The organism is Streptococcus sp. M334 (genome assembly GCF_000187745.1).
GTDB lineage: Bacteria > Bacillota > Bacilli > Lactobacillales > Streptococcaceae > Streptococcus.
In genome coordinates this window covers 40649-41184 of sequence record NZ_GL732488.1, presented here as the reverse complement: position 1 = coordinate 41184, position 536 = coordinate 40649, and the positions used below count along the sequence as shown (strand labels likewise).

The 536-nt window shown below is 49.3% G+C and carries 1 protein-coding gene; it reads left to right on the top strand.

Translation table 11 applies throughout. The features are described 5' to 3' along the window. Positions 1-536: hypothetical protein (locus tag HMPREF0851_RS16300; protein ID WP_000309186.1), on the top strand; the 536-nt coding region annotated here is incomplete at both ends.

The window sequence follows — 536 nt, the reverse complement described above, 5'->3', positions numbered from 1 at the left end:
CTAGTGCCAAACCAGTCTTCACGCAACCAAGACGAGATGACAATGGAGATGTACACTATCGAGTGACAACGCCAGAAGGCACATCTTACCCACAAAATACGCCAATCAAGCTAGATGGAGTAGGAACGTTCACGGTAGGAGCCAACGGCGAGTTGACAATTCCAAATGCGAACTTACCAGAAAGCGAAGCGAACAAGGTTCCAACAGCAACCGAAGATGGTAAATTAGCGACAGCGGGCGAGTCAGTCTCAGTCCCAGCGAAGAAACAAGCTAGTGCCAAACCAGTCTTCACGCAACCAAGACGAGATGACAATGGAGATGTACACTATCGAGTGACAACGCCAGAAGGCACATCTTACCCACAAAATACGCCAATCAAGCTAGATGGAGTAGGAACGTTCACGGTAGGAGCCAACGGCGAGTTGACAATTCCAAATGCGAACTTACCAGAAAGCGAAGCGAACAAGGTTCCAACAGCAACCGAAGATGGTAAATTAGCGACAGCGGGCGAGTCAGTCTCAGTCCCAGCGAAGAAA